Origin of the sequence: Micromonospora sp. MP36, from assembly GCF_008119785.1 — a bacterium.
In the GTDB taxonomy this organism is placed as follows: Bacteria; Actinomycetota; Actinomycetes; order Mycobacteriales; family Micromonosporaceae; genus Micromonospora.
Genome location: NZ_VSFA01000107.1, coordinates 1 through 20,985, shown reverse-complemented (window position 1 = coordinate 20,985; position 20,985 = coordinate 1). Strand labels below are relative to the sequence as shown.

Sequence of the window (20,985 nt, the reverse complement as noted above, 5' to 3'; positions counted from 1 at the left end):
CGCCGACATCGCCTTCGACCACAAGGGCCGGCTGCTGGTCCTTGAGATCTTCGCCAACGGCCTGCTCAGCGGCGACCCGACCGGCGCGTTGATCCGGGTGGAGCGCGACGGCTCGCGCACCGAACTCGCCCGGGACGGTCTCGTCACGCCCACCGGTCTGGCGGTCGACCGCGACGGCACCATCTACATCTCGAACAAGGGCACGATGGTCGGCCAGGGCGAGGTCCTGCGGCTGCGTGTGAGCCACTGACCGATCAGGCACCTGTGCTACCTCGGCGCGCGCCGGCCAACGCGCCGTTGCGGGGATGGCATGGCCGGGCGCGCGTTACACAGCCGCGCGCCCGGCCACCGCGCTCACACCTGGCTTGCGGCGAACCGCTGGCCGTCGAACTCGCGACCGACGCAGCGCCGGGGTCCGGCCGGATATCACGCCGAGGGCGGTAACACCGGTGTGTGTTCAGCAGGGCTGACTAGCCCAGGTCGGTCGCCTTGTCCAGCGCCGCCAGGAAGTCGTCCACCAGGTCGGCGGTGTCCTCGATGCCGGTGGAGACGCGGACCAGCCCGTCCCCGATGCCGCTGGCGGCCAGCTGCTCGGCGTCCACGATCCCCGCCCACATCGACCGGGGGTGCACCACCAGGGTGCTGACACTGCCCAGGCTGGCCGCCCGCTTGGCCAGCCCCAGCCCGGCCAGCAGCGCCGCGGCCCCCGCCCGGCCCGCCTTCAGGTCGACGCTGAGCACCCCGCCGAAGCCGCTCATCTGGCGCCGGGCGAGCGCGTGCTGGGGATGCGACGGCAGCCCCGGGTAGCGGACCCGGGCCACCGCCGGGTGCCCCTCCAGTGCCCGGGCCAGGGCGAGGGCGTTGGCGTTGTGCCGCTCCACGCGCAGCGGCAGCGTACGGATGCCGCGCAGCAGCAGCCAGGCGTCCACCGGGCCGAGGGTGCTGCCCGTGACGATTGCCGTCTGCCACACCCTCTCGATCAGCTCCGCGGAACCGACGACCACCCCCGCCGACACGTCGGAGTGGCCGCCAAGGAACTTGGTGCCGCTGTGCCAGACCAGGTCCGCCCCGGCGCTCACCGGACGCTGGTTAACCGGCGTGGCGAAGGTGTTGTCGACCACCACCAGCGCACCAGCCGCGTGGGCCAACTCGACCACGGCCGCCAGGTCGGTCAGCTCCAGCAGCGGATTGCTCGGCGTCTCCACCAGCACCAGCCGGGTCCGTGGGCGCAACGCCCGGGTGAACGCCCCGATGTCGGTCTGGTCGACCTGGGTGCAGGAGACCCCGAAGCGCGGCAGCAGGCCGGTGGCGAGCGAGGTGGTGCCGCCGTACGTGCTGCGCTGCACCACCACGTGGTCGCCGGCGCAGAGCAGGGCCAGCGCGATCGTGCTGATCGCGCCCATCCCCGAGGCGGTGACCAGACCCGTCTCCGCGCTCTCCAGTTCGGCGACCACGGCGGCCACCTGGGCGTGGTTGGGGTTGCCGTAGCGGGTGTAGAAGGTGCTGCCTCGGGTTTCGGTGGCGATGGCGGTGAAGTGCTCGTCGGACTCGGCGCTGAAGGTTGCGCTCTGCACGATCGGCGGCGCCACCGCCCCGCCGGGGTTCAGGCCGTCGTCGCCGTGTACGGCGCTGGTGCTGGGGCCGGTCAACGTTGCTCCCTTCGAGTCAGCGGACGGGACGGCCGACCGGGCCGGCGTGGGCCGGCCCGGTCGGCTGCTGGTCAGGGGTCAGGCGGAACGGGCGACCCGGTCCACCAGCGCGCCGTAGCTGCCCAGCGTCACGAACTCGGGCAGCGTGAGGTCGCTGCCGTGGCGCTGCCGCAGCACGGTGACCAGCCGCAGGGCGCGCAGCGAGTCCCCGCCGGCGGCCTGGAAGTCCGTCGCCTGGTCGCCGGGCGCGACGCCGAGCACCTCCTGCCAGGCCGCCGCCACCTGGGCCGCCCACCGGGTCCGCGCGTCGTCGGCGGCGGCCGGCCCGCCGGTGGCGACGGCGGGTAGCGGCGCGGTCGGGTCGGCGGCCAGCAGCCGGTGGAAGCCGTCGGCGAAGGTGTTGACCCGGTCCGCGGCGACGTGCCGGTGGTCGTACTGGACGGTGAGGGCGAGGCGGCCGGTGTCGGCGTCCAGTTCGGCATCGACGGCGAGGCTGAACGCGACGTCCACGGTGATGCCCCGGCTGTCCACGATGCGGCTGCCGCCGTCGGTCGGCCCGTTCGGGAAGTGGGTCCAGTTGAAGAAGTGGTCGAAGCGGGGGCCGGCGCCGCCGGCGCGGACGATCTCGGCGAGCGGGAACCGGTGGTGTCCCATCAGCTCCCGTTCGGCCCGCCACACCTCGGCGGCCAACTCGGCCAGGGACCGGGTGCCCAGCCGCACGCTCACCGGCAGGGTGTTGAGGAACAGGCCGAGGGTGGTGTCGCTGCCGTCCCCCTCCGGCCGGCCGCCGACCACCAGGCCGCTGACCACGTCGTCGCGGCCGGAGAGCTCGCCGATCAGCCGTAGGTGGATGGCGAGCAGCCACGACTTGATCGGCACCCCGGCGGTGCGGGCCGCCTCGGTGACCACGTCGGTGGTGTCCGCCTTGAGCGGCACCCGCTGGGTGGTGGTGGTCCGCGGGTCCGGCCCGCCGAGCAGCAGCGGCGGCACCGCGCCCGGGCCGTCCAACCAGAACCGGCGGGTGACCGGGTCGGCGAGGGCGTCCCGTTCGGCCGCCACGTACTCCCGGAACGGCAGGCCGGGGCGGGCCGGGCGTGGGCTGCCGGCGCGTTCCCGGTCGTACGCGGCGAGCAGGTCGGTGAGGAGCAGGTGCAGGCTCCAGCCGTCGAGGATGCCGTGGTACTCGGCGACGATCAGGGTGAACGCGTCGGCGTCCTCCCGGACGGCGTGCAGCCGCAGCAGCGGCGGGCGGGCCCAGTCGAAGGGGCGTACCCGCTCCTGCGCGACGAGGTCGTCGACCCGCGCCCGGCGGGTCTGCGGGTCGGTGTCGGTCAGGTCCGTCACCGGCACCTCGACTGGGACGTCCGCGTGCACGAGCTGCAACGGCTCGGAGTACGCGCCCAGCGCGAACCCGGTCCGCAGCACCGGGTGGGCGGCGACCAGACCGGCCAGGGCGGCACGTAGCGCGGCGGCGTCCAGCGGCGCGGTGATCCGGTGCGCGGTGACGTTGTGGTACATCGCCGGGTCGCCGGTCAGCTCGCAGTGGTAGACCATGCCCTGCTGCAGGGCGGTCATCGGGTACGCGTCGGCGAGCCCTTCGGGCAGCAGCTCCCGGTCGGCGGCGGCGACCAGCGTGAACCGCTCGTCCGGCTCGGTCCCGGTGGGCGCGGCGGAAGCCCCGTCAAGGGTGATCTGCCCGTGCGTGACGAGTTCCCGGATCGACTGGTAGGTGAAGATGTCGCCGAGCCGGAAGGACAGCCCCCGCTTGTTCGCCGCGACCTGCATCTGGATGCTGCGGATGGAGTCGCCGCCGAGGGCGAAGAAGCTGTCGGTCACGCCGAAGGTCGCCACCCCGAGGACCTCGCGCCACGCCTCCACCAGGATCTCCTCGGCCCGGTTGGCGGGCGTCACTGCCGCGCTGTCGCGGGGCCGTTCGAGGCGGGGCGCGGGCAGCGCCGCCCGGTCGAGCTTGCCGTTGCGGGTCAGCGGCAGCTCGTCGAGGAGCACCACCGCGGCCGGGACCAGGTGGGTCGGCAGCCGGTCGGCCAGCCAGCCGGTCAGGCGTTCCTCCAGCGGTCCGGTCGCCGGCCCGGCCGGGACGACCACCGCCGGGCGGGGGTCGGCGGCGTACTCGGGGCGCACGGCGTGCAGGGTGTGCCGGTCGGTACCGACGAGCAGGTCGTCCTGTCGGGTGACCACGTCGAAGCCGTGGCCCTCGAACAACGCGACCAGCTCGACCAGCCGGCCCTCGGTGTCGGTGCCGGGTGCGTCGTGGACCTCCATGGCGACCTGCTGGATCAGCGGCCAGTGCCGTTCCGCCAGCCCGGCGAGCACGTCGGCCTCGGCGCGCTGCACGTCGATCTTCAGCAGGTCGATCCGCTGCGGAGCGAGCTCGTCGAGCACGGCCGACAGCGGCCGGACCGGCACGGTGAGCTCCCGCCCGGCGAAACGTTCCGTGAGCAGCTCGTCGACCCGGTCGAGCAGGACGTCCCGCTCGTCCGCGCCGGCGTCCCGCTCGTTGGCGAGGTACCGCTTGATCACCGCCCGCTCGGCGTCCGGGTCGGCGTACGCGGCGTGGCCGGACATCATCGAGTAACCCGGGTAGTAGGTGAAGGACACCTCCCCGTCGGTCCGGGACAGCCCGATTCCGTGCACCGTGGCCGGTACGCCGAACTCGGCGACGTTGCGTCGCAGGACGTCGGTCACCGACGGCACCGGCTCGAACGCGTGGATCGTCGCGTCCGGGCAGACGGTGTGGACGAACAGCGAGAACATGCCGATGTTCGCGCCCACGTCGAGCACGGTCGCCCCGGGCCGCAGCACGATGCCGTCGCGCAGGTAGACCTGCTGGACGAAGATCTCGTCGTACAGGTAGCGGGTCTCGTGCGGGTTGATCCCGGCGATCCGCTCGACGTCGACGGCGGGGGCCGGGCGGCCCGGCCGGACGTAGGCGACGAGCCGGTCGCCGTGGCCGTCGTCGTCGCGGGCCACGACGGCGGCGTCGGCGACCTCCGGGTGCTCGCGTAGGACCGCGGCGACCTCGCCCGGTTCCACCCGGAAGCCGTGGATCTTCACCTGGTCGTCCAGGCGGCCGAGGTAGCGCAGCCGCCGGTCGGCGTCGAAGCGGACCCGGTCGCCGGTGCGGTACACCCGTTCGGTGCGGCCGGACGGCAGGGCCACCGGCAGGAACCGCCGCGCGGTGGTCTCCGGGTCGCCGAGGTACCCGTCGGCGAGCTGCGGCCCGCTGACGCAGAGTTCCCCGGCCACACCCGGTGGCACCGGCCGCAGGTGCTCGTCGAGCACCCAGACCGCCACGCCAGGCAGGGGCCGGCCGATGCTCGGGGCGTCCCCGGCGCGTACCTGCGCCGCGCTGGTGTCCACGGTGCACTCGGTCGGGCCGTACAGGTTGACCGCGCGGACGCCGGGCAGCGCCGCCACGGCCTCCCACAGATCCGGCGCGATGGCCTCCCCACCGAGCAGCAGCAGGCCGGGCAGCCGCGTGTCGCCCGCCCCGGCGAGCAGGATGCGCAGCTGGGAGGGGGTCAGGTCGAGCACGTCGACCTGGTGGTCGGCCAGCGCGGCGGCCAGCGCCGCACCGTCCCGGCGGACCTGTTCGGGCACCAGGTAGAGGCTGCGGCCGTGACCGAGCTGCACGAGCTGCTTCATCGAGGCGTCGAAGGTGAGCGGGGCGTTCACCGCCACCCGCAGCCCGGGGCGGCTGCCCGCGTAGACAGTGCGCTCCAGGGCGTCGGCCAGGTGCACGGCGGCGCCGTGCGACACCTGCACCGGGCGGGGCGTGCCCGTGGACCCGGAGGTGAAGATCACGTACGCCGGGTCGGCCGGGGCTGGTACCGCGGCGGGCGGCGGGCCACCGGCCGCGACGAGGTCGTCGACCGTCACGGTCGCCGGGCCGCCGACACCGACGACGACCTCCGCGCCGACCGCGTGGATCTGGGCGGCGAGGCGCTGCGTCGGGGCGTCCGGGTCCAGCGGGACGAACACCGCCCCGGCCCGCAGCACCCCGAGGAACGCCACCACGGTGTCCCGGGACCGGGTGGCCAGCACCCCGACCGGGGCACCGGACAGCCCACGCCCGGCCAGCGCGGCGGCCACCCGCGCGGCCCGGTCGCGCAGCTCACCGACGGTGTACGCGCCGTCCGCCGCGACCACCGCCACGGCGGCCCGGTCCATGCCGGCGAGGCCCGCGTCGAGCAGGTCGACGAGGGCACGCTCCGGCGCCTCGGCGGCGGTCCCGGCCGCGTCGGCCAGCCAGCGGGCCTCCCCGTCGCCGAGCACCGCCAGTGGGGCGGCGGCGGTGAGCGCGGCGGGCAGGGTCCGCAGGACCGCCAGCAGCGCGTCGAGCAACCACTGCCCGCCGACCACCCGCAGGGTGACCTGCTCGCCGTCGATCAGCGCGGTGAGGTGCGGGCCGGCGGCCGGCGGCGGGTCGGCGACCGCCACCGCGGCCCCGTCGAGGCCGGCCACGGTGGCCGGATCCACGGTGGGCAGCACGGCGAACCCGGCGACCGCCTCGGACTGCTCGTCCACCGGATCGACCAGATGGAACGTGTCGTCCGCGGCCACCTCGACGGCGCGGACGGAGGCCAGCAGGTCGGCCGGGGCGACGGGCAACGGCAGGGCCAGCCGGAGCGGCCCGTAGCCGCCCAGCGGGCCCACCACGCCGGCGGTGCCGTCGGCCTGCCGGCCGTCGCTCCACCGGGCCAGCACCAGGTCCGCCTCGTCGGCCCCGGCCGGCGCCTCGGCCCGGCGGGAGACCGCGAGCGCCCAGGCGGCGAGGAGCACGGTGGCCGGCTCGACCTTCGCGGTGCGGGCGGCGTCGGCCAGCGCGGCAGCGGGCACGGTCGCGGTGACCACCGCGGTCGGGTCGTCGGCGTGCGGCGTGACCAGCCGCGCGGCCGGGGCGCTCGGGGCTGGGACCTTGTTCTGCTCCCGTTCCTCGTGCTGCCACTCGGCGACGTCGAGGAACTGCAGCGCGTCCGGGTCGTCCGGCAACGCCTCACCGGCGTAGGCCCGGGCCAGGTCGGCGAGGACCAGGCGCAGGCTGGCCGGGTCGGCGATCAGCGGGGTGGCGGCCAGCTCCAGGGCTTCGTCGGTGAGGGTGACCGACAGGTCGCCCTGCGCGCCGACCACCACGGCGCGGCTGTCGTCGACGTCCTGCAACGGCACCCGCAGGCCGGGGTGGTGCACCAGGGTCAGCCGCAGCGCCTCGTGCCGGGCCACCACCGTGTCGACGGCGGCCTGCAGCCGCGCCCGGTCCAGCGGCCGGTCCAGCCGGACCCGGGCCCTGACCAGGTCCTGCTTCCCGGACCAGGCCAGGCGCTGGATCGGCGACAGACGGTACCCGTTCACATCACACTCCGGTTGACGTAGAGGTCGGACATGGCGACGAGGATCTCCCGGTCGCCGCTGAAGGGTTCCCGCCCGTGGGTGGCCAGGAAGTTGTCCGCGACCAGCACGTCGCCGCGCTGCCAGGGCACCGAGACGGTGTGCTGCCGGTACAACTCGCGGATGCCGGTGACCACCTCGTCGGGGATCGGCTCGCCGTCGCCGTAGTACGCGTTGCGGGGCAGCCCCTCCGGGCCGTACTCGCGCAGCAGCGCGCCGGACACCTCCGCCGGCATGTTGGACACGTGGAACAGGTGGGCGTGGTTGAACCAGACGGTTTCCCCGGTACGCGGGTGCGTGGCGACCGCCTGCCGCCGGGCGCGGGTGCGCAGCCCGTCGTTACCGAGCCAGGTGAACTCGGTCGCCGAGGCGGCGCAGTACGCCTCCACCTCCGCCCGGTCGGTGGTCTGGAACGCCTCCTGCCAGGGCAGGTCCAGGTGCGGGCCGTAGTTGCGCACATAGCTGACGCCGGAGCGCAGGAACCGCTCCCGCACGTCGGCGGGGATCAGCGGCGTGATTACCCGCTCGCTGGCCAGCGGGGTCGCCCCGCCGCTGCCGGTCGCCGGCTGCGCGCACCAGAAGTAGAGGTAGGTGGGCCAGTTGTGCGAGTACGACATCTCGTGGTGCAGCGGGATCCACTGCTCGGCGTTGAACTCGGTGGAGGTGAACACCCGGTCGGCCACCTCGTGGCGGGGCGCGGCCCGTTCGAGGTAGCCGAGCAGGTCCGGGCTGACCGCCCGGGCGGCCTGGCTGAAGTCGTCGGCGGTGCCCACCTCGAAGCCGCGGAAGAACACCGCGCCGTACTGGTCCAGGTCCCGCAGCAGCTCCTCGCGGCGGCCGGCGAGCCAGCCGGCCAGGTCGAGGTCGGGTACGGCGGCCTCGACGAGCAGCACGAAGGTGTCGTCCACGAGCACCCGCCGGGACACCGGCGAGGCGACCGTGCTGGTACCGCGACGACGCGGCCCCGGCCCGTTCATGCCCGGCCTCCCGTCGCGACCGTGCCGGAGCGAAGCGCGTCGGTCAGCTCGGGCGCGGCGACCGGGTCGGACATCGCGGTGAGGATCCGCCGGGGCGGGGTGAACGGCTCGCGGGCGTGCGCGGCGAGCATGTTCTCCACCAGCAGCACGTCGCCGCGCCGCCACTCGAAGGAACGGGTTTCCGCGGCGTACGCCGCCCGCAGCTCGGCCAGTACCTCGTCCGGGATGGGCGTGCCGTCCCCGTACGCGGTCTGGTAGGGCAGGTCCTCCTCGTCGAGGGCGGCCCGCAGGCCGGCGCTGACGTCCTCGGGCAGGGAGGTGACGTGGAAGAACAGTGCGTGGTTGAACCAGGTCGGCTCCCCGGTGACGGGGTGGCGGCGCACCGCCGGGCGGATCTGCCGGGTGCGTAGCTGCTGGTCGCCGACCCATTCCACGTCGATCAGCGCCCGGGCGCAGTACGCCTCGACGTCCTCGCGCCGTTCGGTCTGGAACGCGGTCTGCCAGGAGAGGCTGATGCCGGGCAGGTAGTTGCGCCGGTAGAGCACCCCGCGTCGCTCGAACTCGGCGACGGTCTCCGGGCGGAGCCGGGCGAGCACGCGGCGGCTGTCCGCGAGCGGGGTACGCCCGCCGGCGGCCGGCGCCACCTCGCAGTGGAAGACGATGCGCAGCGGCCAGTTCACCGTGTAGGACTGCTCGTTGTGCAGCACGATCGGCTGGTCGGCGGGGTGCTCGGTGGACGTGTAGACGCCCTCGGTGACCTTGCTGCGCGGTGAGGAGCGTTCGCCGTAGGAGAGCACGTCGTCGGAGAGGGCAGCCATGACGGTGCGAAAGTCGTCCGGGCCGGCCACGGCGAAGCCGCGGAACAGCACGGCCCCGGCGTGCCGGGCCAGCTCGTCGACCTCGTCGCGGTGGCCGGCCAGCCAGCCGGGCAGGTCGACGTCGGGCACGTTGGCCTGCACCAGCGCCGGCAGCGGTCCGCCGGGCCAGTCGGGGCGCACGTCCACCAGGTTCTGTTCGCGGCCGCGCCGGGGGATGGTCCGCGCGACGCGGGTCTGCTCACTCATCTTTCGCTCCCAAGGTGTCGGCGCAGTCGGCCAGACTGCGCCGGGGGTCGGCGGCGGCGGTACGCAGCAGCGCCGTGAGGCAGCGGTGCCACGTGACCACCCCGTCGTGGTCGAACAGGTCGGTGCGGTAGGTCCAGAGCGCCTCCAGCCCGTCCCGCCGCTCGTCGAGCCAGAGGGTCAGGTCGAGCCGGGCGGTGTCCGGGGTCAGCTCGACGCCGGTGAACTCCACACCGGCCGCGCCGCGGTGGCGGGCCGGCGGGGCGTTCTGCACGCCGAAGGCGACCTGGACGAGAGGGTTGCGGTGCGGCCGGCGGGTGGGTCGGAGTCGCTCCACGAGCAGGTCGAAGGGGACGTCCTGGTGGGCCGCGGCGAACAGGGTGACCCGGCGGGCCTCGTCGAGCAGGTCGGCGAAGCGGCGGTCGGGGGCCGGATGCAGCCGCAGCGGCAGGGTGTTGACGTAGCAGCCGACGCTCTGCTCGGCGGCGACGCTGGTCCGGCCGGCGAAGGCGACCCCGATCAGCAGGTCGTGCCGGCCGGTGGCGGCGCCGAGCAGGGTGGCGAAGGCGGCCAGCCCGACCATGTGCAGGCTGACCCGCTCGGCCCGAGCAAGGTCCCGCACCGCTCGGGCGGTGGCGGTGTCCACGGTGGTCCGCAACGCGGCGCCCGACGGTGGGCCATCGCCGGGTCGCGCGGCCGGCAGCGGCAGATCCGACCGGGCCGGGACGGCGGATGCGTCGAGCCGGCCCCGGCGGGGCGGGGCGGCGGGCAGGTCGAGGAAGTCCGGAGCACCGCGTAGTTCGTCCAGCACGTCGGCCACCGCCTGCCGCCCGGCCGGCCCGCCCAGCCAGTCCCGCTGGGCCAGGGCGAGCGCCGCGGGGCCGACCGCCGGGGATTCGGGCGCCGCCGCCGGGTCCGCACCGGTGTCGTACGCCTCCGCGAGGTCCCGCACGATGACGCCGAACGACCAGTCGTCGCAGACGATGTGGTGGACGACCAGCAGCAGAGCCACCGCGCGGCCGGTGTCGTCCGGCACCAGGTGGGCCCGCAGCAGCGGGCCGGTGGCCAGGTCCATGGGTGCGCGGGTGGCGTCGGCAGCGAGCCGGGTGAGCCGCTCGTCCAGCGGCGTGCCCGGCTCCTGCGGCGCGACGACGGGCGTCACCTCGGTGCCGGGGTGGACGTGCTGCACCGGCCCGTCCGGCCCGGTAGGGAACACGGTGCGCAGGGCCGGATGCCGGTCGACCACCTGGCGCAGCGCCCGGGCCAGCCGGTCCGGGTCCAGCGGCGCGGCGAACCGGATCGCGAAGGCCAGCAGGTAGGAGGTGTCGGCCGGGTCGAGCTGGTGCAGGAACCAGAGCCGGGTCTGCGCGGCGGACAGCGGGGCGGGCCCGGCCGGCGTCGGGCCGGCCGGATCGCCGCCCGGCGCCGCGTCGGCGGTCAGCCCGTCGAGGTGGGTGGTCAACGCGGCGACGGTCGGGTGGGCGAAGAGGTCGCCCGGTCGGACCGGCCGGCCGGTCGCGGCGGCCAGCCGGGTGGCGCAGCGGACCGCGAGCAGCGAGTCGCCGCCGAGGTCGAGGAAGTCGCTGTCGGCGTCGGTGACCGGCACGCCGAGCACCTCCCGCCAGACCGCCGCCACCGTCCCGGTCGTCTCGGGCAACGGCCCGGCGTCGTCGCCGAGAGTGGGGGCGGGCAACGCGGACCGGTCCACCTTGCCGTTGGGCAGGGTGGGCAGCCGGTCCAGCCACACCACGGTCGCGGGGACCAGCGGCGCGGGCAGCACCTCGGCCAGCCTGGCCCGCACGTCGTCGCGTCGCTCGCCGACCAGATAGCCGACCAGCAGCGGATCGCCGCTCGGTCCTTCCCGGACGGCGGCGGTCGCTTCGCGGACTCCGGGCAGGGCGGCGATGCGGGCGGAGACCTCACCCAGCTCGATCCGGTAGCCGCGCAGTTTCACCTGGTCGTCGAGGCGGCCCAGGTAGGCCAGTTGCCCGTCCGGGCGCAGCCGGACCCGGTCGCCGGTGCGGTACATCCGCTCGCCGGGCCGGAACGGGTCGGGCCGGAACCTGGCCCGGGTCTCCTCCGGCCGGTCGAGGTAGCCGCGGGCCAGGCCCGCGCCGGCCAGGTGGAGCTCGCCCGGCTCGCCGGGCGGGACGGGCTGCCCGTCAGGGCCCAGGACGTAGGCGCGGGTCTGCGGCAGGGGGCGACCGATCGGCGGGTCCCCGCTGTCCGGCGGCACCTCCGCCCAGGTGGAGTAGGTGGTGTCCTCGGACGGGCCGTAGAGGTTGCACAGCCGGCGTACGTGGGGGCGGGACCACACCCGGGCGGCCAGCGCGGCGGTGAGCGGCTCGCCGGCCAGGCAGACGGTGCGGACGCTCTCCGGCAGGGCGCCGGCGGTGAGCAGTTCTCCCATCGCGGAGGGAACGGTGTTGACCAGGGTGACGGGCAACCCGTCCGCGCCGGGGGCCGCGAGGGCCAGCACATTGTCGACGAGCAGCACCCGGCCGCCCCAGCACAGCGGGGCGAAGATCTCGAAGACGGACAGGTCGAAGCAGACGGAGGTGGCGGCGAGCATGCCACCCAGTTCGGTGTCGTCGAAGGTCTGCCGGGCCCACTGCATGAGCACCGACGCCGAGCGGTGTTCGATGGCGACGCCCTTGGGCCGGCCGGTGGAGCCGGAGGTGTAGATGACGTACGCCAGGTCCGCGGGCGTGGCCGGCACGGCCGGATCGGTGCCGTCCCCCGTCGGGTCGAGCCGGTCGACCGGGATGGCCGTGCCGGGGAACCGGTCGGCGAGGTCGGCGCGGGTCAGCACCTGCCGTACGCCGGAGTCGGCGGTCATGAAGGCCACCCGGGCCGGCGGGTAGGCCGGGTCCAGCGGGACGTAGCAGGCGCCGGCCTTGAGCACGGCGAGCAGGGCGACCACCAGCTCGGGTGTGCGCGGCAGGCAGACGCCGACGCGTTCCTCCCGGGTCACCCCGCGCCGGAGCAGCACCCGGGCCAGCCGGTTCGCGGCCTCGTCGAGCTCCCGGTAGGACAGGGCGCGGTCGGCGTGCCGTACCGCCTCCGCGTCTGGGGTGCGGGCGGCCTGTGCGGCCACCATCCGGTGCAGGCAGTCGACGGCGGGCGTGGCGCCGGTCGGGCGCCGGCCGCCGGCCCGGCGGGTGGGGCCGGCGGGCCGGGTGGGCGCGCTCATCGCTGACCGGCCCGGTGCAGCGCGAGCTGGCGGTCGGCCGCCTCCTGCAGGCGGTCCTTGTCGGCGAGGATGACGCTGCCGGGGTCGTTGTCCGGTAGCTCGTCCTCGACCTTGCGGATCGGTCGGTAGGCGATGCCGACGGCGGCGAGGGCGAGGGAGAAGAGTCCGGCCACGATCGCCGCGAGGGCCATGCCGCGGCCCGCTCCGGTGCCGACGACGGCGGCCAGCACGCCGTCGGGCGACACCATCGGGGCGAACACGTGCTCGGCGAGCGGGCCGGCGGTGAGGAAGCCAGCCGGCACCATCAGCCAGGACAGCATCTGGCCCATGGACAGCACCCGTCCCTGCAGGTCGAGGCCCACCTTGGCCTGCACGATGGCCAGCCAGTGGGTGTTCACCAGCGCGGTGGCCAGGCCCATGCCGAACAGGCCGAGGGTCGGGAACAGCGGGCTCGGGTGCAGGCCGACGGTGAGCAGCGACGCGCCGAGGAGCACGACGCTGCCCAGGATGCCGGTGGTACGCCGGGCCGTGCCGCCCCACACGCCCATGAGGACCGAGCCGACGAGCATGCCGACCCCGCTGGCGGCGAGCACCCGGCCGAGCACCGCCGGGTCGCCGAAGGACAGGGTCAGCGGGGTGACCAGGACCTCGACCATGGAGAAGAAGTAGTTCAGCGACGCGGTCAGCACGACCAACGCCACCAGGCCGTGCCGGCGGGTGATGAACCGCCAGCCGCCCAGTACCTCCTGCAGGAACGGCTCCTCCCGCTTGACGAACAGGGTGTCCGGGAAGCGGACCGACAGGGTGACGGCGACGGCGAAGGCGAAGGTGAGCAGGTCGATGACGACGATCCCGCGCAGCCCGACCGCGATCACCAGGGCACCGCCGACCAGCGGCGCCAGCACGGTGCTCGTCGCCGTGCCGAGGGAGACGATGCCGTTGGCGCGCCCGTAGTACCGCTTCGGTACCAGTTGCGTGACGGCCGCCAGGTAGGCGGGTTGCTGGAAGGCGGTCGCCACCGCGGTGACGGTGATGGCGGTGAACACGTGCCAGAGCCGGAGCTGGCCCCACCACAGCAGGACGGCGAGGCTCACCGTCCCGGTGGCGGCCAGGGAGTCCGCGAGGATCATGATCAGCCGTCGGTCCCACCGGTCGGCCAGTGCGCCGGCGATGGGGGAGAGGACGACGGCGGGCAGCAGCGCCAGGACGGTGGCCGTGGCGAACAGCGACACCGACCGGGTCTGCTGGTAGACCCACAGGCTCATGCCGAAGCCGGTCAGTCCGCTGCCGATGAGCGAGACGAGCTGCCCGATCGCGATCAGGTAGAACACCGTCAGGCTGGGCATGGAGCGCCGGGCGGCGGGTGGGGCCGCGACGTGCTCCGGTTCGTCGCGGGGCGGTGTGGGGGCGGGGTCCGGCTGCGGCGGTGCCTCGCCGGCCGGCTGCTGCCGCTCCGCGGGCACCGTCGGGCCGCAGGCCGCCAGGATGATTTTCGCCAGCTCGGCCGGCTGGTGCTTGGCGAAGTAGTGGCCGGCGCCCTCGATGACCTCCAGCGACACCCGATCGGAGAAGAACTCCCACTCCAGGTACCGCTCCTGGTACAGCTCCGTGGCGCGGTCACCGCTGCCGACGACGCAGACGAGCGGGGCCGCCAACTTCCGGGGCAGGCCGGTGGCGTAGACATCGGTGTAGTAGTCCTCGCCGGCCGCGGAGTCGGCCAGGACCACCCGCATGACGAAGTCCTTCTCGTTCTCGTCGAAGACCTCCGTGAAGAAGCCCATCGCGCGCAGCGCTTCCAGCGTCCGCCGTTTCGACGTCCAGCGCTCCATCGGGAACCAGCGCCGCAGCCAGCTGAACACCCGGCCGGGCAGTCGCGGGGCGGGGAAGTGGGCGCCGATGACCACCCCGGTCAGCTCGACACCGGCCGCCTCCAGCCGGCGTCCCAGCTCCACCGCGGTGGCGCCGCCCACGCAGTGCCCGTACACGGCCACCGGACCCTCGATGCCGTCGAGGACCTCGGCCACGCAGCGGTCCACCAGCTCGTCCGTGTCCAGCAGCGGTTCGTCCGGGCGGTTCAGGTCATGACCGGGCCGCTCCAGGGCGTACAGGGACACCCCCGGTGGGAGGGCGTCGGCGAGCGGTTGGAAGGTGATCGCGCTGCCGCCGCCGAACGGTACGCACAGCAGCGTCAGCTGCGTCGGCGTCGCCGGCCGCGACGGGGTCAGCTCGTGCAGCAGGCGTCCGGCACTGCCGCCGGTGGCGTCCAGGTGTTCGGTCAGCGACCGGATGGTCGGGTAGCGGAACAGGTCGAGGACGCTGATCGCCGGGTCGTTGCCCGCCAGGGCCTTGATGGCCTTGAACGAGTCGCCGCCCAGGTCGAAGAAGTCGTCGTCGATGCCGACGGTGTCGTAGCCGAGCACCGCCGCCCACCGCTCGGCCAGGGCCTTCCGCAGCGGGGTGTCCGGTGGGGTCGCGCCGACGGTGGCGCCGCCGCGGCGGGGTGCGGGCAGGGCCGCGCGGTCGACCTTGCGGTTGGCGTTGAGCGGCATGCGGTCGAGCACCACGAAGGCGGACGGCATCATGTAGTCCGGCAGGTAGGTGCGGGCGAAGGACCGCCACGGCGCTGGGTCGACGTCGAAGTCGGCGGTCACGTCCGCCGTCGCCCCCTGATCCGCGTCCGCGTCGGGTTCCGCCCCGGTGGCCAACGTCAGGTAGGCCACGATCGCCTTCTCGCCCTCGTCCTCGCGCACCACCACAGCGGTGTCGCGGATCGACGGGTGGCGGCGCAGCACCGCTTCGATCTCGCCGAGTTCGATGCGGAACCCCCGCACCTTCACCTGCGAGTCGCTACGGCCGACGAACTCGATGCGGCCGTCGGCCAGGTAGCGGCCGAGGTCGCCGGTGCGGTACAGCCGGCCGCCGCCGTTCGGGTCCGGCACGAACCGCTGCGCGGTCAGCGCCGGGTCGCCGTGGTAGTCGCGAGCCAGCCCCGCACCGCCGAGGTGCAGCTCACCGAGTACGCCCACGGGGGCGGGGGACAGCTGCGGGTCGAGCACATGGACGCGCATGTTGCCGATCGGCCGGCCGATGGTGAGGCGCGTGAAGCCGGACTCGACGCGTTCCATCGTGGACCAGACGGCGGCCTCGGTCGGGCCGTACAGGTTCCACAGCGCGCCGACCCGCTCCGCCAACTGCCGGGCCAACGGCGCGGACACCGCTTCGCCGCCACACACGGCCGTCAGGCCGGGCAGGCCGGCCCACCCGGATTCGATCAGCAGCCGCCAGGTCGCCGGGGTGCCCTGGGCCAGGGTGACCTCCTCCGCGGCGAGCAGTTCGGCCAGCCGCGCCGCGTCGTAGGCGACGTCGCGGCCCACCAGCAGCATCCGGGCGCCGACCACGAGGGGCAGGAACAGCTCCGGCACGGACATGTCGAAGGCGAAGCTGGCCATCGCGAGCATCGTGCCGTCGCTGGTCAGACCCGGCCGTTCCCGCATCTCGGCCAGCGTGTTGACGACGGCGCCGTGGCTCACCCGTACGCCCTTGGGGCGTCCCGTCGAACCGGATGTGTAGATCACGTACGCGAGATTGTCCGGACCGGCGAGGGGCTCCGGGTCGGTGTCCGGCTCGGTGACCAGCGACGCCTCACCGCTGTACACCACCTCGCCGGCGTACCCGGCGAACCGGTCGGCGAGGCCCGCCTCGGTGACCAGGACCGCCGCGCCGCTGTGCGCCAGCACGTACCGCTGCCGCTCCATCGGGTAGTCGGGGTCCACGGGCACGTACGCGCCGCCCGCCTTGATCACGCCGACCAGGGTGACCGGGAGTTCGTGCGAGCGGTGGAGGCAGACGGCGACGGTGACGTCAGGGCCGACGCCGGCCCGGCGGAGCCGGTGGGCGAGCTGGTTGGCGCGGGCGTTGAGCTCGGCGTAGGTGAGCGTGGTCGCCCCGAACGTCACGGCGGGCCGGTCAGGGTTCGCCGCGGCCTGGTGTTCGATCAGCTCGACGAGGGTCGGCGTCTGCCCGTCCCGGCCCCGTACGGCCCAGCCGAGCGGGCTGGCGGTGTCGTTCCATTCGGCGACGCGGGCCAGTTCGGCGGGGGTGAGGACGTTCACGTCCGCCAGCCGGACGCCGGGGTCGGCGACGGCGGCGGCGAGCAGCGTCTCCAGGTGGCCCATCATCCGCTCGGCGGTCGCCGCGTCGAACAGGTCGGTGTTGTACTCCAGCCGGAACCGCAGCCCCTCGTCCACCTCGTACGCGTACAGGGCCAGGTCCTGCTGGGCGATGCCCGGCTCGACGGCGAACTGGACCATCCGCAGCCCGGTCGTCCGCAGGTCCTGTTCGGGCACGTTCAGCATGTTGAACATCACCTGGAACAGGGGGTTGCGGCTGAGGTCGCGGGGCGCGTCGACGAGGTCGACGAGACGTTCGAACGGCACCTCCTGGTGGTCGTACGCCCCCAGCGCCGTGCGCCGCACCTGGCCGAGCAGCTCCTCGAAGGTCCAGTCGCCGTCGATGACGGTCCGCAACGGCAGCATGTTGACGAAGAAGCCGACCATCGGTTCGAGCTCGGCGCGGACCCGTCCGGCGACCGGGGTGCCGACGCAGATGTCGGCCTGCCCGGTGTACCGCCAGAGCAGGGCCTTCAGCGCGGCCAGCACCGTCATGGCCAGGGTGGCGCCCCGGGCCTGGCTGAAACGCCGCAGTTCGTCGGCCGTCCGCGGGGGCAAGATGCGGGTGCTCACCGCGCCGTCGAACGTCTGCACGGGCGGCCGTGGCCGGTCGGTGGGCACCTCCAGGACGCTGGCCACGCCGTCGAGTTGCCGGCGCCAGTACCGCATGTCGTCGCTGTCTGTGTCGGCCATCCGGCTGCGCTGCCAGCGCGCGTAGTCGCCGTACTGGACGGCCAGTTCGGGCAGCGGCGAGGGGCGGCCGTCGAGGACGGCGTCGTAGAGCGTGGCCAGCTCGCCGGCGATGATGCCGAGGGACCACCCGTCGGAGACATTGTGGTGCATGGTCAGCGACAGCACGTGCCGGTCGTCGGCGATCCGGAGCAGCACGGCCCGGAACAGCGGCCCGCGGGCCAGGTCAAACGGGCGGCGGACGTCGGCGGCCAGGGCGCCGTGGACCCACTGCGGCACCGCGTCGGCGACCGCGGACTCGACGATGCTGCGCCCACCGGCCGCGTCCGGCTCCGCGTCCGCCGGCGCGGACCTGACCGGCAGGTCGACCGGGCCCGGCGGCAGCACCTGCTGGACGGGGTCGCCGTCGGGGCCGAGCGGGAAGACGGTACGCAGCGACTCGTGCCGCCGGACCAGCTCCTCGAGGGCGCCACGCAGCGCGTCGACGTCGAGGGCGCCGTCCAGCAGCAGGGTGGTGCTGACGGTGTACGCGTTCTGGCGGTACGCCTGGTCGAGGAACCACAACCGGTGCTGCCCGGAGGACAGCGGCGGCGGACCGGCGTCGGACTCGGCGCGGGGGATGATCGGTGGGGCGGGCGCGGCGGTGGCCGGCTCGGCGACGGCCTGCCCGGGGCGGGTGGGTGCCGGGCCGGCCGCGGGCAGCGCCGCGGCGATCTGTGCAACGGTCGGCTGCGCGAAGACCGTATCGAGCGGCAGCGCCACGCCGAGCCGGGCACGCAGCCGCACGACGAGCTGGGTGGCGAGCAGCGAATGCCCGCCCAGCTCGAAGAAGCTGTCGAGCGCCCCGATCGGTCGGATGCCGAGCAGCTCGCTCCAGATCTCCGCCACGCACTCCTGCTCCGGCGTGCTGGGGGCGACGTAGGCCGTGCTGAGGGCCGGCCGGTTGCCGGCGTCGACGGGCTCCGGCGCGTCCGGAAATGCCGGAAGAGCCGCCGGCGGGGCGGGTACGGGGGACGCGGCGACGGCGCGCGGCGCCGCGTCCACCCAGTACCGGTGCCGCTCGAACGGGTAGCCGGGCAGCGCCAGGCGGCGGCGCGGGCCACCGCGGAAGCGGGCCCAGTCGACCGGCACCCCGGACAGCCACATCCGGCCGGCCGCGTCGAGCATCGTGGCGAGGTCGTCGGCGTCGCTGCGCGGATGCCGCATCGCCGCCACCACCTGACCGGGCCGCAGACCGGCCAACCGCGCCAGGCCGCCGAGGGCGTGCCCGGGACCCAGCTCCGCGAGGACCACGTCCTGCTCGGCGAGCAGCGCGGCCGACTCGGCGAACCGCACCGGCTCGCGCATGTGCCGCACCCAGTAGCCGGGATCGGTGACCTGGCCGGGGGTGACGGGGCCGCCGGTGAGGTTGGTCAGGTAGGGGCGCTCGGGTTCGCGGTAGGTGACCTGGCGGGCGTGGTCGGCGAACTCGTCGAGCACCGGGTCGAGCAGCGCCGAGTGGTAGCCGCGGGTGACCCGCAGCGGCCGGCAGTCGACCCCGTCGCCGGTCAGCCGCCGGCGAAGCTCCCCGATCGCCTCCGGATCGCCGGACAGCACGCACAGCTCCGGGGCGTTCACGGCGGCCAGCGACACCCGGTCGTCGAGCAGCCCGGCCACGGCCGTCTCGGGCAGGCCCACCGCGAGCATCGCCCCGGCCGGGGTCCGCTCGACCAGCTCGCCGCGGGCGCACACCAGGCGCAGCGCGTCGGGCAGGGAGAACACGCCGGCGAGGCACGCGGCGACGTACTCGCCGAGGCTGTGCCCCACCATCAGGTCCGGGGTCACGCCCCGGGCGAGCAGCGACCGGGCGAGGGCGTACTCGGTGACGAACAGCGCCGACTGGATCAGCCGGGGCTGCGCGAGCAGCTGCTCGGCCCGCTCGTGTCCGTCGGGCGTGGGGCAGAGCAGCGTACGCAGGTCGAGCCGCAGGTCGTCGCGGAGCAGTTCGGCGCACTCGTCCACCACGGCCCGGTAGGTCGGCTCGGCGCGGTACAGGCCGGCGCCCATCGCGACGTGCTGGGCGCCGTGCCCTGGGAACGCGAACACCAGCGCCCGCCGACCGCCGGGGTGGGTGCCGGTGAACTGCCGCTGCGGCGAGTCGAGGGCGGCCAGCGCGTCGGTGTGGTCCGCCGCGACGAGGAACCGCCGGTGGGTCATCGACTGGCGCCGGCCCAGGTTGGCCGCGACGTCGGCGAGGTCCACCTCGGGATGGGCGGCCAGCCAGTCGCGGACCTGCCGCGTCTGCCGGTCCAGCGACTCGACCGTACGGGCCGACACGACCAGCAGCTGCGGCCCCGCGGCCGGCGCGGGCGGCGGCGGGGCGGGCGCCGTGGCCGGCGGCTCCTCCAGCACGACGTGGGCGTTGGTGCCGCCCATGCCGAACGAGCTGACCCCCGCCCGACGCGGGCCGTCGCCCGGCCAGGGGCGGGCGGAGTCGTTGAGATAGAACGGGCTGCCCGCGAAGTCGATCGCCGGGTTGGGCCGGCTGACGTTGATCGTCGGGGGCAGCGTACGGCTGTGCAGCGCCATGACCGTCTTGATCAGTCCGGCGACACCGGCGGCGGCGTCGGTGTGCCCGATGTTGGCCTTGACGGAGCCCAGCGCGCAGAAGCCCCGGTCGTCGGTGCCATGCCGGAACGCCTCGGTCAGCGCGGTCACCTCGATCGGGTCGCCGAGGCTGGTGCCCGTCCCGTGGGCCTCCACGTAGCTCACCGAACGGGGGTCCACGCCGGCCGTCGTCAGCGCGTTGCTGATCACCTCGACCTGGCCGTCGACGCCCGGTGCGGTGTACCCGGTGCGGCGGGCGCCGTCGTTGTTGACGGCAGACCCGCGGATCACGGCGTAGATGGTGTCGTTGTCCGCGACGGCGTCCTCGAGCCGCTTGAGCGCGACGATGCCGACCCCGCTGGATTCGATGCTGCCGCGGGCGTCCGCGCTGAACGGGCGGCAGTGCCCGTCGGGGGAGTAGATGCCGCCGTCGTGGTAGAGGTAGCCGCGCCGCTGCGCCGGGAAGATGCTGACGCCGCCGGCCAGGACCAGGTCGGACTCGCCGGTCAGCAGGCTCTGCCGGCCGAGGTGCACGGCCACCAGCGAGGTCGAGCAGGCGGTCGCGACGGTGACGGCGGGACCGGTCAGGTCGAGCTTGTAAGCGACCCGGCTGAGCAGGAAGTCCTTGTCGTTGCCGATGGACAGCTGGTGCTCGCCGAGGGCGCTCATCAGCTCCGGATCACTGCTGAGGTGATCGAGCAGGTAGCTGCTGCGTCCCGACCCGGCGAACAGGCCGATCCGCCCGGGGTGGCCGGACGGGTCGTAGCCGGCGTGCTCCAGCGCGTGCCAGGCGCATTCCAGCAGCAGCCGGTGCTGGGGGTCGAGGGTCTGCGCCTCGCGAGGCGTGATGCCGAAGAAGGCCGCGTCGAACTCGTCGATGCCGGGCAGGTAGGTGCCGGCCCGGACGTACGCCGGGTCGTCGAGCCGGCTCGGGTCCGCGCCGTCGGCCAGCATCTCCTCGACTGTGAACTCCTGCACCGACTCCACGCCGGCGCGGATGTTGTGCCAGTACTCGTCGAGGGTCCGCGCGCCGGGGAAGCGGCAGGCCATGCCGACCACGGCGATCAGGCCGCTGGGCTGCCCGGTGTCGTCGCTCGCGCCGGCGGACGGCCGGGCGGTGCGGGCCGGTCCGGGAGGCGGGGCGGCCGCCGTCCCGGTGGCGGTGGTGAGGAACGCCGTCAGGGATTCGACCGTGGGGTTGCGGAACAGGTCGGTGACCGTGACGACGTCGCCGACCTGCGCGCGCAGCCGGTC

Annotated in this window: 7 protein-coding genes; 1 reads left to right on the top strand and 6 read right to left on the bottom strand. The window is 74.6% G+C overall.

From position 1 onward, the window contains the following. Positions 1-250 (top strand): ScyD/ScyE family protein (locus FXF52_RS34885; RefSeq protein ID WP_148803713.1); only part of this gene is annotated, 250 nt, incomplete at its 5' end. A 220-nt stretch (positions 251-470) separates the two neighbouring features. On the opposite strand, the gene FXF52_RS34880 is transcribed toward FXF52_RS34885, so the two are convergent. The 6 genes from FXF52_RS34880 to FXF52_RS34855 all read right to left on the bottom strand — a co-directional run. Next, entirely contained in the window at positions 471-1,649 is a 1,179-nt protein-coding gene (locus FXF52_RS34880) for a PLP-dependent aspartate aminotransferase family protein (protein ID WP_148803711.1), read from the bottom strand. Positions 1,650-1,727: 78 nt separating this feature from the next. Beyond that, positions 1,728-7,019: a non-ribosomal peptide synthetase gene (locus tag FXF52_RS34875; protein ID WP_148803709.1), complete on the bottom strand. Its 5,292-nt coding sequence runs from the start codon at positions 7,017-7,019 to the stop codon at positions 1,728-1,730. Continuing rightward, positions 7,016-8,032 (bottom strand): TauD/TfdA family dioxygenase, encoded by a 1,017-nt coding sequence (locus FXF52_RS34870; RefSeq protein WP_148803708.1) that lies wholly within the window; start codon positions 8,030-8,032, stop codon positions 7,016-7,018. The genes FXF52_RS34875 and FXF52_RS34870 overlap by 4 nt, the downstream gene beginning before the upstream one ends. Then, positions 8,029-9,096, bottom strand: coding sequence for a TauD/TfdA family dioxygenase (locus FXF52_RS34865; RefSeq protein ID WP_148803706.1), 1,068 nt, complete (start codon positions 9,094-9,096; stop codon positions 8,029-8,031). Before FXF52_RS34865 ends, FXF52_RS34870 begins: the two co-directional genes overlap by 4 nt. After that, positions 9,089-12,286 carry a non-ribosomal peptide synthetase gene (locus FXF52_RS34860; RefSeq protein WP_148803704.1) on the bottom strand — a complete coding sequence of 1,066 codons (3,198 nt, stop codon included), beginning with the start codon at positions 12,284-12,286 and terminating at the stop codon, positions 9,089-9,091. Before FXF52_RS34860 ends, FXF52_RS34865 begins: the two co-directional genes overlap by 8 nt. Then, the coding region (locus tag FXF52_RS34855) for a non-ribosomal peptide synthetase/type I polyketide synthase (protein WP_222870843.1) at positions 12,283-20,985 on the bottom strand (8,703 nt) is incomplete at its 5' end. The genes FXF52_RS34860 and FXF52_RS34855, both read right to left, overlap by 4 nt.

Excerpts from the sequence above, each read along its gene's own strand:
- FXF52_RS34870 (WP_148803708.1), bottom strand. The coding sequence starts at position 8,032 with ATGAACGGGCCGGGGCCGCGTCGTCGCGGTACCAGCACGGTCGCCTCG.
- FXF52_RS34865 (WP_148803706.1), bottom strand. The coding sequence starts at position 9,096 with ATGAGTGAGCAGACCCGCGTCGCGCGGACCATCCCCCGGCGCGGCCGC.
- FXF52_RS34860 (WP_148803704.1), bottom strand. The coding sequence starts at position 12,286 with ATGAGCGCGCCCACCCGGCCCGCCGGCCCCACCCGCCGGGCCGGCGGC.